The sequence below is a fragment of the Flavobacterium zubiriense genome, from assembly GCF_041729725.1.
In the GTDB taxonomy this organism is placed as follows: domain Bacteria; phylum Bacteroidota; class Bacteroidia; order Flavobacteriales; family Flavobacteriaceae; genus Flavobacterium; species Flavobacterium zubiriense.
This window is the reverse complement of record NZ_JBCFQL010000006.1, coordinates 144,237-157,541: the sequence shown is the minus strand read 5'-3', so window position 1 is coordinate 157,541 and position 13,305 is coordinate 144,237. Positions and strand designations below refer to the sequence as shown.

The following is a 13,305-nucleotide window of genomic DNA, read 5'->3' as shown; positions in this document are numbered from 1 at the left end:
TTAAGATATTGGAGTTTTACCTCCTGTTGTACAAGTTCCTACTGCGGTTACTAAACCATTTACACCATAAATAGAGATGGTTTTATTATCAGGTAAACCAAATTTCAGCAACTCTGAACTGGTATAAGTAAAAACAGTATCAGGATCTTGAAAGATGGTATCGCCTACTACAGGATAAGTTCCGGCTCCATCGTGATAACGAAGCGTGTTTTTAATTGCATCACAATTTACTCCTCCAGTATAAACACCCCAATACGTCATATAAAATGGAGTTAAATCACTTTGTTGTGTGGAGCGATTTATTGTTGTTGAAGGGGCTGAAGTATTACCCGAAGTATCCGTAGCAGTTACATAAAAATCATAGCTGGTATCCTGCGTTAATCCCGTTACGGTATAAGTTGTTGCTGTAGTTTCGGCAATTTTAACACCATCCTTATATACATTGTATTTTGCAACTCCATTATCATCTACTGAAGCATTCCATTCTAATTGAATAGTTGTGAAAGTAATGTTAGGAGCAGATAAGTAAAGCGGTAAGGTAGGCGGTGTCGTATCAAATGCTGTAAATGTGGTCACTGTGATCGCTGTACTAGAATTAGATATTGCACCCACATTAGAGCGCGCTTTTACTGTAAAACTATACGTTGTATCTAAGTCTAAGCCAGTTACATCATAATACAAATTACTGGTTGAACCTATGTAATTTCCATCTTGATAGATTTCGAAAAATACAATTTCCTCGGTTTCTTCAGAGTGAATTTCCCATGTCAATCGGGTGCTGGATGCTGTTGTACCTGAAGAAGTAAGATTGATAATATCTAAAATAGGATTGACTATAAATTTAATATCTTCTAATTCCTTGTCTAATTGCAAACGCAATGGTTTTATTTTGGTAGGATTCACAAAAAATTCTACTTCATAATAATACAGTTCAGTGGTAGGATCTTGTTTTTTAAATTTCTTGGGATTTGTTGCTAATTCAATGGCTTCTTTTTCGCCAATAATCAACCACGCTTTAAGCGAATTCAGCAAACTTTCGATTAAAAATTCTTCATCTTGTATGAGGAATCCGGTATTGATAATAAAACTCAGTTCTTTAGTAGAGCTTATCTTTGTATTCCATTTTCGAATACCTTGCTGAATTTGGTTAAACTTTGTTGTAAATTCAACCGGAAAATAATATTCTCCAGTAAATTCGACAATTGTTTTTAGATTATATTCATCCTCAAAAGCAATATAATTGCTAAAAGGAGTAGCAGTAGGCAAAACAATGAATCTCTTGACTAATGTAGATTTGCCTTGTAATTTTATTTCAATAACATCCCCTTGCTGGGTTTCATAATCGCTCAATAAAATAGAGCGGCTACATATATTATCACTGATTACCTGAAGAGTTAAACTATCCACTTCATCGCCATTTTTATAGACTTTAAAAGTATGAGTGTCTTGTGTGAGCAGCGCATTAAAAAACACAAAACTGTTTGCATGGGTGCTTCGGTTAAGCTGATACACATCGAGAAAAGCACAATTGTTTTCAATAAATTCAGGTTTGAATCCCGAAATGAATTTTACAGGCCCTATTTCGTTAACGGAAATTTCCGTTTCAGTTTCAATATCTTTTTCAAAAACTACAATGTTAACCTCAGTCGCTCGGTATTGCAACAAACGTTTCATTTCGATTGTTTTGATACGAGGCATAGCACGATCAATAATCTCGGCCAAATCAAAAGTCGCTTTCTTTTGAAAAAGGGGAATTTTATAAAACAATGTTTTAGTTCGGGGAATTTGCGTATAAAATTCATATGATGTAATAGTTACCTCCATTTCAAAATAAGTGTTTTCTAACGGGGTATTGAAAACAATTTCATCTTCCTCTTTGGTAAAAAAATAATCGGCAGTGTTGTATGGCGTGGTGAAATTCATAGTTATCTTATTTGATTGTTTTTCCTTAAAGCATCTTCTTTTTTAAGTCCTTCACGAATGTTTTTCATTGATTTGAAATCTTTGTTAGAAACAAAAGCTTCGAGACCATTATCCCTTAAATCCTTCATAACTTCTGTATTTTCGGCAACTACTGAAAGCACCATTTGCAATAAAGCAGCATCATTATTGTTTGATGGAGATGGATTAGTTGTAGTACCAGAGCTGGCAGGAACTTCATAGCGTTTTAAGGCTTCATTATAATAACCATTTTCCCAGCCTTTGATTCCTTGAAGGTCACGGATTAAAGCATCCTTAACAGCAGGATTCATTCTAGTCCATGCCTTGTTATCAATTACCATTTCAGGACCATTTTCGGCCACCATAAAATGACTGGTATTAGTAACTAAACCGCTGCGGGTTTTTCCTGCTGGTTTTGATTTAAAAACTTTACCATCCTGTTCGCGTTTTACATATTCTGGATAAAGTCCTTCTTCGTAACCGGATGCCGAAGGAAGATCCTGTTTAGCCACCATAGCTATTTGAGCCAAACCTAAAGCACCAACTACTCCAGTCATTATTGCAGCGGTTGCACCAAAATCAAATTTTGGAAATTGAGCCCAAATACCCATAATTGCCATAGCAGTATTCATAGCAATTTGAGAAATAGTAATTGCCTTTTGTCGTTTAGCTTGTTTGTTTTCTATTTCGGCTTTTTTCTTAGCTAAATCATCATCTGCTTTTTCAACATATCTGTTGTATTGTTCCTGGCTAATCCTGCCTGAATCCAATTGCTGTTTGTATCGTTCTTTTTTAGTGTTGGTATTTCTTTCGAAGTTGGCCAGTTGCTTCTTTTCATTGATTTCAAGAAACTTGCTGTACATACCATAAGCATTCGTTAAAGCTGAAACAGCAAAAACCATTTCTTCAATACCAAACTTTCCTTGTTCTAAGTTATCAAAAAGTGTATCCCAGTTGTCAGGTGTAAAACCAAATATGTCTGCTTGACCACCACCAACTCCTAAAGCTTCCGTATTAGTTTGTGCCTTATTCCCTTTTAATTCATTGATTTTATTAATAAGTTCAGTTAAACTTATGCCTACTTCGTTTGCATAGTCTTGAAATTCCTGTACCTGTTCTTCAGTAAGTAATGACAAATCAATTCCTTGAAAATTTTCTTTGCCTACAATTTTTTTATAATCTTCTAAAAGACCTCTTAAAAATTCTTCTTGAATTTTTAATTCTCCTTCATTGAATTGCTCAGTAAGTCTAGCCTTGGCACGTTTATTATTACCCAGTGCCGCCAGTTCCTCATTGAACTTGATTTCACGTTGTTGTTTGTCGCGATCAAAAGCTTCTTTCTTTTTATTGATAGCTTCGGTAGCAGCTTTTTCTTCAATGGTGGCAAGGTTCTTTTTATGAATTGCCATCTTACCTTCCTTGATAGCATTGATTTTAGTATCAAGGTCAGCGTTCTTTTTATCCCATTCATTACGAATGGTCATTAAAGCATTGTACTTGCTTATGTCCTTAGATTCTTTAGCTTTGGCAATATCTTCATCTAGTTTTGCTAGTTCATCAGCATGGATTTTTTGTCGGTCTAAATCGTCAATTTCTCTTTGGTACCTTTGGTTTTCAATTAGTAATTCTTTTTCATAACCGTCCTGCATCGCTGCAATTTTATCATCTTCTAATTGGCGGGTAAGTTTTAAAAGTTCTTCATTGTACTTAGATTCTCTGTCCAGTTTGATCCGATTGATTTCTTCCTGAGAGGAATTCGGGTTTTTAGTAGTCGGGCGAGTCTCTGCTGTGGGCGTATCTGGAGTATTGTTATTATCTGGAGTTTCAGGAGTAGCCTTTGAAACCAAATTATTAAGGATGTTTTTTTCGTACTCAGGTTTAAGCGCATTAATTTGAGCATCGACATCGCTTATCTTCTTCTCTTTATCATCAAAACCAGAAGATGAAATAAATTTATTTACAAAGTCATCAAACGTAGCTTCGTCAACACCTTTGAATTTTTCACGAACATATTTTTCAAAATCCTTTCTTGAAGTGAATTTATCAAAGGTTTTAGGTCCCAAAAACCCAAACGTTTGTTCCTTTCTAAAATCACCTGCAGTTTTACTTTCAAGATCTAGTTTCTCCTCTTCTAACTTTTGCATTTTATTTGCAATTGCGACAGCTCTTGCTTTTTTATAAAGGGAATCAATATATTGATCAAGTAATTTTTTACCTTCAAATGTTTTTATATTTTCAAGTGTTAATCCTTTTAAATATTCTGGAGATATTTCATTTAATCTTTTTATTGCTGCAAGTTTTTTGTCTTTAGAAACTGTTTCGTCCTGAATAATTTTAACCAATGCTTCAACTTCGTTTTTTTCTTTCGCAATGCTTTTAGCCACTTCGTTTTGAATATCGGCTTGCATTTGCTGAACCTTGGTAGCTTTTGAAGTTTCTTTGCTAAACAATACCATAGCCGAAACAACCGCAGTCAAAGCCACAAGAACCAATCCAATAGGATTAGCACTTGCTGATGCATTAAATAAACGCATGGCGGCGGTTGCTCTTACCGTGTTACCTCTTATAGTGTAATATGAAGCTGCCAAAAGTAACTGAGCACTCCTAAGAAGCCCTGTGACTATAGCACCTCTATTTTGAATAGCGGTTAATATTTGAGTGGCAGTTGCTAAACCATTAGTCCATAATGCTGTAAGTTTTACGGCAGCATTATATGATATATACGATGTTACAACTATGGTGAGTATTTTTACTAAAAAAATATACCTGTCTCGTAAACGTTGAGCAGAACCATCAGCGTCATCAGATGCACCAATTAACTTAGCTAACCAATTTACGGCACTAGTTAACCACTCTACAAATGTATTTGAGGTAAACCACCCTGTAGTAGTCTTTTTAATTTTTTCTAGTGTAGCTGCTAAGTTGGTATTCTTTATATTAAACTCATTAGTTAACGAAGTGGCTTCATTCATTGATTTATTAGCCAAATCAATTTTCTGGCGAAATAGCTCTGTGTTTTGAGATGCAGCACCAAGAACCATCTTAACTTCGTTATCATTCAGTTTTAACTTATCTAACACATCTGCTAATTGCGTTCCGCTTAAGCCTTTTAAGGAATCTGCAAATTGAAGAAAGAATTCAGTAGGATTGCTGTTAATTAAATCTTCAATTTCCTTTTTTGGTTTACCCATTTGCGCAGCAAAACCAGCAACGTTTTTAGCGGCTAGGGTAATTACTTTGCTGTAATTACCCCCTGCTAGTTCAGCTTTAAGACCGCTTTCTTCAAAAGCAGCACCAAGACCAAGAGCTTGCGCTATACTTGGTTTAAAAACTTCAGGCATAGCACCCACACGAGTAACAAATTCGGCTACGTTTGCTTCTGAAGCAGTTCCAGCAGCACCCAAATCATTTAAGGCAGAACCTACGGACTCAAAAGTTATTTCTACGCCCGCATCTCTCAATTCACCATATAAACCTTTTATTTTACCAAGTTTTTCAGCCGCCTCCTCTGCTCCTCCAGTAAAGGAATCACTTAATGCTACACCTGCTTTGTTCATTACGGCGACAAATGCGGTAATTTCTTCTTTTGCAATACCTAATTTACCTCCTATCTCAGCAATACCCAGTAAATCAATTCTTGATGTTCGTGTTTTTAGCAAACCAAAAGACTTGGTTAACTCATCAACTTCCTGACGGGTCATTCCTGTGGTTTTCATTACATCCGCTTGAGCATCGGAGAGCTTACTGTTGATATCAATAATTTTTTGAATAGAATAAACCATTCCAGTAAGAGTTGCCACAACAGATAATGCCATTGCTTGGTAACGGTTGAAACCATCAGCCATTGAACCTAATGACAAACCTGTAGTACGAGCATTTCCTCTAAGTTCATTCATACGTGCAGAAACCTGCTGTAATTCGGCTTCGTATTTTTTGTAAGCTTGCCCTCCAGGTACAGCATTCAATAAAGACATTTTTAGTATATGTGCTTTGTCTGATAATTGCTTCATGGTAAGACCAGTAATACCTATCTGGTCTTGCAATTCTTTCATTTTAACTTTATTGCTCTTAATTTCCGCCGTGTTGGCTTTCATTGTAGCGGTAAGTAATTTATATTCTTCAGTATCTTTTTTGTTTTGTTTTTCAAGTAATTTTTTTTGAAGACCATAAGCTTTATTTTCTTCGGTAAGTTTGCGTGTTGCTTTTTCTAAGTCAAAAAGAGCTTTTTGAGCAGGATCACTATTAATTATAATAGTGTTCTTCATTACTTCGTCTAGAATTACTTTTGCCATTTTACTGATTTTCAGTAAAATTGGCGATTGTTTAGCGTAAACTATGTGACATAAAAAAAGCCCCGTATTTACAGGGCTTTTAAGTGGTATTTATTCTTTATAATGAGGAAAAAGATATTCATACATTGCATCAAGTATTTTTCTTTTATTTTTTAAGTAATCGTCCTTACTTAAAAAAGTTTTCTTTGAGATCACAGCAATATATCCTAACATATATTTTATTGGTATTGCGATAGAATCAGTTTCTTTTTCATCTATAACAATTGGTAGTAATTTATGCTTGTCTGATACAAAATCATTTTCCATTACCTCAAAAACTTCTTTTGTATATGATACTCCTAAAGCACTACAGATTGGTTTCAAATAAATGTATTCTATTCCAAATAAATCAATTACTTGAATCTCTTGATTGTTAATTTTTCCGATTGATATATTACTCATGATGATTATTTATTAACTTGTTTTTATTTTTTTAAATATTTATTCTACCCCCAAATGGGGGTAGAATAGTTAATTCAGCTGTGCGTGATTAATCAAATATGCTATACTGATTTTTTATAGCCTTCGTTTTATCAGATTGAGCGGTTTTAAATTCAATTTCAGCTTTGAAATATGCAATTACATCTTCTTGAGTTGCATTTAATAAAAGTTTGCTTTTTGCCGCTTCCATTCTTTTTTTTGCATCTTCTTGTTTTAAGTGAGCATCCCAATGTTCTTTATAATGACCAAAAAGGATTGTATCAATCGTTTCAAAAATCCATACTTCAAAATCTGAATCTAACCAAGCAGCAAATTTCAAAGCAAAAGGTCTAATCATATAAGTGCCAGATTTCTGTTTTGAAGTATAAATTTGCTCTTCTAAAAACGGAGATTCCTCCGTTTTTAATTCTCTGTTTTTCCTTTTCAAATATGAATTTATAAAGTTTTTTGTAGAATCTAATCTCATAAAATCTTTAATTTCTTTTTTGAAAATTTTTGCCATTTCAGTTGCATTTACCATTACATCTTTTTCAGTTCCCAATAGGAAATGAATCTCGGTATCTTGATAGATAAATTCGAGTGCTTTAGATTGTTCTTTCATATTTATGTTTTTATAGGTTTATTCATGCAAATATATTATAAATAATTGATAATCAAATAGTTAATGTAATTATTTTTAAACTTTAACATTTGTAAACTAAAAAAAGCCACAATTAAGTGGCTTTTTAATTAACAAAAATAAATCCCGGCTTGTTTCATATCAGCTTTCATTATCTCACGAATTTGATTTCGTTCTAAAACGGATAATTCCTCTTTATTTTTTACTCTAAAATAGAATAATTCTATTTGTTTATAATCTTTTGCAAAATGGCTACTAATATCTTCATCTCCTGCATCAGCAGCAACTTGAATTAAATCATCTAATTCAACACAAAATCCTTTTATTATTGCTTCCAGTTCTAAACCTTCGGCATTCATTATATATTTTTTCATACTATTCTACAATTTCAAAAACTTTTAAATCTAATTTGGTTTCCACAAAATCATCATCGCTAATTAAGGTTAGCACATTAAGCGAAGCTTTCCATAAATGTCCCGTTTCTACTCCTAAAACATCCTGAGTATTACGGTAGAGTTCGTCACATTCAGTAAGTTCTACCAGTTCCTGCATGCTAATGTTTCCAGATAGATAGGAATTAAAAGCATTTTTATCCATAAACAATACTTTGCCTGTAGAGGTAAAAACCATTTTTAGAGGTTCGTGTTCGCAAAAAGCAGGAGAATCCCAAATAAGATGCATGGCTTCTTTGAAGGTGCGGTTTTTCATTGATACCCTGATGCCCTTGGCATAGAATATCTTTACAGCAACGCTAGACATGGATTAATTCTTGGCAGGCTTTCTCAACCTGTTTGTTAGTGAATGGTTCAAACACTCTAGCAAAACCGCGAATAGTTTCTATTGCTTGGTGCATTCTCTCTCTTAAATCACGGCTATCGCCAAACTCGGTTACGAGTAGGAGTTCAAATGGTTCTTGTACATTTTTTTCTAAATTTTGTATTTCACCTTGAAAATAGGCGGAATCTACAAATTTAGCGAGCGCGGGAAAAACATCACGGTGTGATAGTTTTTCATTTACATTTTCTTTTAGCATATTCGAAAATAGTTTATACACGAAACCCCTCATCTTCGGTTGTGCTAAAACATATCAAGGATATGGAATCAGGGCTATCACTAGACACCTACAACGTGAACGAGGGGTTCGTTTATGTTAACTTAAAAAAGTTTTAAGGATTGCTCCTTGATATTATGTTTTAGCAAAGCAAAGATATATTTTTATTTTAAACAATGTGCATTTGCACATTAAAAAAATAGCCTACTCTAAAAAGTAGGCTATAGTGGCTAATACAATAAATATAATCAGGCAGAATTTCCACCAGTTAGGGTCTTGAAAGCGGTTGTAGTGGAAGTGGCTCATTTATTAATTTCATTTAGAAAACAATCTATAATGGAGTTTATTTTGACAACATCTTTTTTACTTCTAACTTCAAAATCATACGTTTTTTCTTTTGTTTCAAGCCTAATTGTTTTTATACCAATTGTTTTAATTTTATTTAAATCATCAGTAGATAGAGGAAATATAAAATTAAATTCTTTTAAATAAGAACCTAAAAATTCCTTTATTTTTCCTTCTTGATCTTCATTAACATCAAAATTTATAACGTCATTATTGTTTAATAAAAACATTGTTTTATTACCCTTAATTACAACTGCATCACTAGATCCTCCCAAAGTATATTCAATTTTAATAGAAGGCTCTACATTATATAAAAACTGAAAAACTACAGTTCTACCTAATACATCAACAATAACCCTCTTTTTTGTATTAACAACTTTTGTTTTATAGAAAGGATCAATTTCGTTTTTCTCAAATTTACAGTCTTGAGAAAATCCAATAAAAGGAACAAACAACAGCAATAAAATAATTTTTTTCATGATATGAAATTTTAAAGTTAGTCCGTAAAAATAAGAAAATCCCTCAAATGGGAGGAATTTAGTAGTTATTTTATCTATTTTTCTCTATCCAATCATAAAGGTCTTTTAATGTTTTACCCATGGTTGAAAGATTAGTTTTTAAATGTAAAGCAGGAATTTCTTTATCCGCTTCTCTGTGTGTAATTGTCCTGAAACAATTCGGGCAGTTATAATGATCATGTGAAGCTCTGGTTCTTTTGTATTTACATCCATGAGCTTTTAAGAATGCAACCCAATCGCAAGTTTTTACAGGTCTGTTATTTCCCATATTTAACTATATTGTTGCTTCTAATCTTTGAGTTTTAACAGTTTCTAAACCCTGTAAAACACCATTTTCATCAACATATAGTTTTGAAAAGTTTTTATGAGCAAATTTTTCCTGAGTAAAGCCAAGTTTTTTTAATTCAATTAATTTTTTATCATTTGGCAAAGTAAGTAAGTCTTCGCAAAATAATTTAATGTTTTCATGAAAAGATTCTTTGGCTTCTTCAGGTGTTGAACCATATCCGCTTACTAATAAAGCAGGCGATACAACAATATGATGTTCCCCTTCTTTCCCAGAAGCAATCATCACATTTATCTTAATATGGTCACCTTTTATACGTATAGTTTCTTTAATATCTTCGATGTTAAAACTCATTGTATAATGTATATTTTTTGATTAAAAAATGTATCTATAGGAACTATACAATTGTAGTATACAAATGTATTTGACAAAAGTATATATAATAGTTATATAAATACATTACTTTTTAGTTAAAATTATTAAGCTGATGACGTTTTTATGAGTTAATCTTCATCAATTCTTCCTTTACGGCATGCGTAAACCCAAAATGCAATTGCTTGATCATATTATTATAATGTCCGTAAATAATGCGGTTATGTACAGGGTGAGGCTTTTTGCGGTTAGTTCCCTTAGCGGAATTTCGGGTTTTCATATCTAAAAAACGATGTTTCTTGAGGTGGCTGTATTCTAGTCCGCTTTCGGTGGCCACAAAGCCACGTCCGGAATACCAATTTTCAGTTTCAAAACCACGACTAGACATATAAGCCGTTTGGGCTTGGTCGATATCGTGATTCATATCCTGACTCACTTTTCGGATAAAGCGCTTTTCTAAAATAGCATCCGAAAATTGTTCTCTAGTCTCTATCAGGCTCATCGTTTTCTATAATTTTTATTTTTCCTAATTGCAAAAGTAAATTTAGTTTTTCGCCAATGGTGATGCTATTAGCATTGCGACCATTACGCCAATTGTATATTTTATCTTTAGAAATTCCTTCTAGTTTAGAAATTGGAATTCTATTATCCTTATCTATTGCTTCTTCAAATAATTGATTGATTTTTTCTGTCGTCATGGTTTTTATTTAGGTCGTAAATATACGACTTTATGCGTTTGAATCCAAATTAATATCAATTACCCAACCGTTACAGCCGTCCATGTGCCACACTGGATTTACCGCAATTGAATTTTCATCCAGATAAGAAAGAAAACCGCAAAACATTCCGTCATGGTTGGATTTATCTTCAAGCAATTTATCTACAAAAGCCTTAGCTTTTATTTGAGTAGTAGCGAAAATATTGATGAATGAATCATGATCGTGTTCAGAATAGGCTGTTTTATCTAAAATAAAAAAAGACAAAACATTTACCCATTTGGCTGCATCTTCTTCACCTTTTAACCGGAACTCAGGCAAAACGGATATTAAATAGGTGTTATCCTCCTCTAAACGTTCTTGTAATAATTTAGAGAGCCCTTTTTTTTCAACTATCATATTGGTGTAATTGTAAAGCTTCTTGTTTTGATCATCTTTAAGTTGAGCTACAACTTCTGCCTGATATTCTTTAAGTCTGTTGATTGGTAGCATTGTTTTCTTGTTTTTGTCGTTCTAAATCATTTCTTCGGGAATCGTACATCTTGATAAGTATTTGCCAAAAATTAGTATTATCTACTTCTTTGATGTTTCCAAATGCCCCACTTTCGGCCATTGTAAATGCGATGCTATCCATTCCTATTCCTGGTATGTTTTCTAAGTCAGAACCGCTATCACTTTGAAACAAAATCGAAAGATCTATTTCTTTACCGCCCCAAAGTATTTTGGCATCAACTAAGTATTTTTGGAAACTGGCAAACAACAAGTAAAACCCATAGATAAACCCAATGGGTGCGTACTTGAAATTTTTAGCATGATTTTCTAACAATGCTGAGTTATAGGGATCCCGAATGTTTCCATTGTAATTAGCGAATTGCTTTTTAAAATAATGAAACTTCTTTTTTCTTCTATAAAAAATGGCAGTCAGCAAAACCAGTAAGTGCATATCGCCAGTGGCATGGAAATCGTGGAAAATGCGTAAGGCATCACGGTATTCGCCAAAGGTCATATCCATAAAACTATCCGAAGGACCATAATATCTAGAATAAGCTGGTGCGAAACTTGGTACCGGATTATGTATGTAATATTGTTTGATGGTTTGTTTCCCGTCGAGTTCCTCAAAGAAACTATCCATCAATTCAGAAACCTGATAGATGTTAGAAAATTTCTCCTCCTCATCATGCTGTTCTCGAGATAATTTTAAATTCAGCAGCTTATATATGGCATGTGTTCTAAATTCCTGATAATCTATTTCCTGATTGTGGAAACGGAATATTAATTCGCACATATCGATATACTGTTCATGGTCACATTCGGACAAGTCAGCAGGAAGATATAAATTTAGATTTGCCTCAGGAATGTGTACGCTATGCATTTAGATAAGTTCTAGTTTCTCATTGATTTTGATACCCAGTTTTCCCATTTGTTCGCCAAATTCAGCCAAAATGCGTTCTCTAATTTCGGTGTGATTTCGGGATTCTTTCGGGATGTATTTTGATTTTGCATCTACACGAAGGTATTTGCGCACCATTTTTATAATATTCCCTTTTAGAATAATTCGGTCAACCTCTCTATCTGCTAATTTATTTTCGAGTTTATTATTGATTTTTTTGAACCTATTAATGGTTCTGAAATTGAATAGGTAATTAAAAAACAGGGCGATTTTTTTTAAAAGTGATTTCATTGAATAATTTGGTTTTATAATGACATGAATTTATCTCCGTAAATAATTTCAGGGTTTATGGGTTGGCATTCGTCGATAGTTGGAGCAGGAGCGACAAGTCTTTCGATTTCTAGAATGACTTTATCAAAATCACTTTCAAAAGCTTGACGCGCTTCTTGCGTTTCGTTTTTTAGAGTTGGTTTTGCTCCACGAGTGGTTGCGCGATCACTGGTAACATGTTGCAAAACACCTTCAGGATACAATTGCACCGATAATCGAGTCATTGACCAAGCAAGACCATAGGAAACCGATGCTTTCTGAATTAGTCTTATTAATTCTAAATCTTTGGCATCAGTAATTGGTGTATTCTCTTTTAGCGCCTGCTTCAATGCGTTTAGTTTTTCAGAACCGACACGGGGCTTGATTTCATATTGCTCGCAGTCCGAAATTGCAGGGGCTAATTTTATTAATAACAATCTGGAATTGATTGTAAAATGTTTGTCGAAGTCAGCAACGGTACGAATAAATAGATTATGAGTAGCTTTAAAAGCTTTGCAATTCGTCCAAATGGAATATAATGTAGTTGTTAATTCATCATCAACCTTTGAGCGGTCTAGGAATTTCATTAAATCATCTAATGCTCGGTAATACCTTTTTTCCAATGCTGCATTGTCGCGGTCAATCATCCACTCGAAAGCCTGTTTTTGGTTTTCGTCTTGGCGCATTTTTCGACCATTATTCGTGTGCGAAATATCATTAGACACACAAAATAAACGATAGGCATTTACAGCTATTGGATAACGAATGGCATATATAAACGGTTTATCATCTTCCGAAATAGTTGTATCAGAATAGATATCAGTCGCTTTTTTATAGACTTCTTCGCCTACCAAATCAATTACATCATTAGTTGCTGTAATTAAATCCGGAATAAGATTTTGAATTTTTAAATCGACATCAATGAAACCCAACAACGATTTCAATTCTGTGCTTCCTGTTCCTGTGGTTTGAAATAGTAGTTTCAT

16 protein-coding genes are annotated in these 13,305 nt (G+C 33.7%); all 16 read right to left on the bottom strand.

Going from position 1 to position 13,305, the window contains the following annotated elements; genetic code table 11:
• The 16 genes from AAGV28_RS07250 to AAGV28_RS07175 all read right to left on the bottom strand — a co-directional run bounded on the left by AAGV28_RS07250 (position 1) and on the right by AAGV28_RS07175 (position 13,305).
• Positions 1 to 1,923 (bottom strand): fibronectin type III domain-containing protein, encoded by a 1,923-nt coding sequence (locus AAGV28_RS07250; RefSeq protein ID WP_373406157.1) that lies wholly within the window; start codon positions 1,921 to 1,923, stop codon positions 1 to 3.
• A gap of 2 nt (positions 1,924 to 1,925) precedes the next feature.
• Positions 1,926 to 6,233 carry a phage tail tape measure protein gene (locus AAGV28_RS07245; protein ID WP_373406156.1) on the bottom strand — a complete coding sequence of 1,436 codons (4,308 nt, stop codon included), beginning with the start codon at positions 6,231 to 6,233 and terminating at the stop codon, positions 1,926 to 1,928.
• Positions 6,234 to 6,323: 90 nt separating this feature from the next.
• The gene (locus tag AAGV28_RS07240) at positions 6,324 to 6,674 is read right to left on the bottom strand and encodes a hypothetical protein (protein ID WP_373406155.1); all 351 of its coding nucleotides are present in this window, start codon (positions 6,672 to 6,674) and stop codon (positions 6,324 to 6,326) included.
• Between the two features lie 88 nt (positions 6,675 to 6,762).
• Positions 6,763 to 7,314 carry a KilA-N domain-containing protein gene (locus AAGV28_RS07235; RefSeq protein ID WP_373406154.1) on the bottom strand — a complete coding sequence of 184 codons (552 nt, stop codon included), beginning with the start codon at positions 7,312 to 7,314 and terminating at the stop codon, positions 6,763 to 6,765.
• A 128-nt stretch (positions 7,315 to 7,442) separates the two neighbouring features.
• Positions 7,443 to 7,706, bottom strand: a complete 264-nt coding sequence (locus AAGV28_RS07230) for a hypothetical protein (protein WP_373406153.1) — start codon at positions 7,704 to 7,706, stop codon at positions 7,443 to 7,445.
• A gap of 1 nt (position 7,707) precedes the next feature.
• Complete coding sequence (locus tag AAGV28_RS07225) at positions 7,708 to 8,040, bottom strand: hypothetical protein (RefSeq protein WP_373406152.1); 333 nt, start codon at positions 8,038 to 8,040, stop codon at positions 7,708 to 7,710.
• A gap of 43 nt (positions 8,041 to 8,083) precedes the next feature.
• Positions 8,084 to 8,365 (bottom strand): hypothetical protein, encoded by a 282-nt coding sequence (locus AAGV28_RS07220; protein WP_373406151.1) that lies wholly within the window; start codon positions 8,363 to 8,365, stop codon positions 8,084 to 8,086.
• Between the two features lie 320 nt (positions 8,366 to 8,685).
• Positions 8,686 to 9,207 (bottom strand): hypothetical protein, encoded by a 522-nt coding sequence (locus AAGV28_RS07215; RefSeq protein WP_373406150.1) that lies wholly within the window; start codon positions 9,205 to 9,207, stop codon positions 8,686 to 8,688.
• A 70-nt stretch (positions 9,208 to 9,277) separates the two neighbouring features.
• On the bottom strand, positions 9,278 to 9,514 hold the full coding sequence (locus AAGV28_RS07210; protein WP_373406149.1) for a hypothetical protein: 237 nt from the start codon (positions 9,512 to 9,514) through the stop codon (positions 9,278 to 9,280).
• A gap of 6 nt (positions 9,515 to 9,520) precedes the next feature.
• The gene (locus AAGV28_RS07205; protein WP_373406148.1) at positions 9,521 to 9,886 is read right to left on the bottom strand and encodes a hypothetical protein; all 366 of its coding nucleotides are present in this window, start codon (positions 9,884 to 9,886) and stop codon (positions 9,521 to 9,523) included.
• Between the two features lie 142 nt (positions 9,887 to 10,028).
• The gene (locus tag AAGV28_RS07200; protein WP_373406147.1) at positions 10,029 to 10,406 is read right to left on the bottom strand and encodes a hypothetical protein; all 378 of its coding nucleotides are present in this window, start codon (positions 10,404 to 10,406) and stop codon (positions 10,029 to 10,031) included.
• The gene (locus AAGV28_RS07195) at positions 10,387 to 10,602 is read right to left on the bottom strand and encodes a hypothetical protein (RefSeq protein WP_373406146.1); all 216 of its coding nucleotides are present in this window, start codon (positions 10,600 to 10,602) and stop codon (positions 10,387 to 10,389) included. Before AAGV28_RS07195 ends, AAGV28_RS07200 begins: the two co-directional genes overlap by 20 nt.
• Before the next feature lie 30 nt (positions 10,603 to 10,632).
• Positions 10,633 to 11,112: a hypothetical protein gene (locus AAGV28_RS07190; protein ID WP_373406145.1), complete on the bottom strand. Its 480-nt coding sequence runs from the start codon at positions 11,110 to 11,112 to the stop codon at positions 10,633 to 10,635.
• Positions 11,090 to 11,992, bottom strand: coding sequence for a hypothetical protein (locus AAGV28_RS07185; RefSeq protein WP_373406144.1), 903 nt, complete (start codon positions 11,990 to 11,992; stop codon positions 11,090 to 11,092). The genes AAGV28_RS07190 and AAGV28_RS07185 overlap by 23 nt, the downstream gene beginning before the upstream one ends.
• On the bottom strand, positions 11,993 to 12,301 hold the full coding sequence (locus AAGV28_RS07180; protein ID WP_373406143.1) for a hypothetical protein: 309 nt from the start codon (positions 12,299 to 12,301) through the stop codon (positions 11,993 to 11,995).
• A gap of 14 nt (positions 12,302 to 12,315) precedes the next feature.
• Entirely contained in the window at positions 12,316 to 13,305 is a 990-nt protein-coding gene (locus tag AAGV28_RS07175; protein ID WP_373406142.1) for a DUF6712 family protein, read from the bottom strand.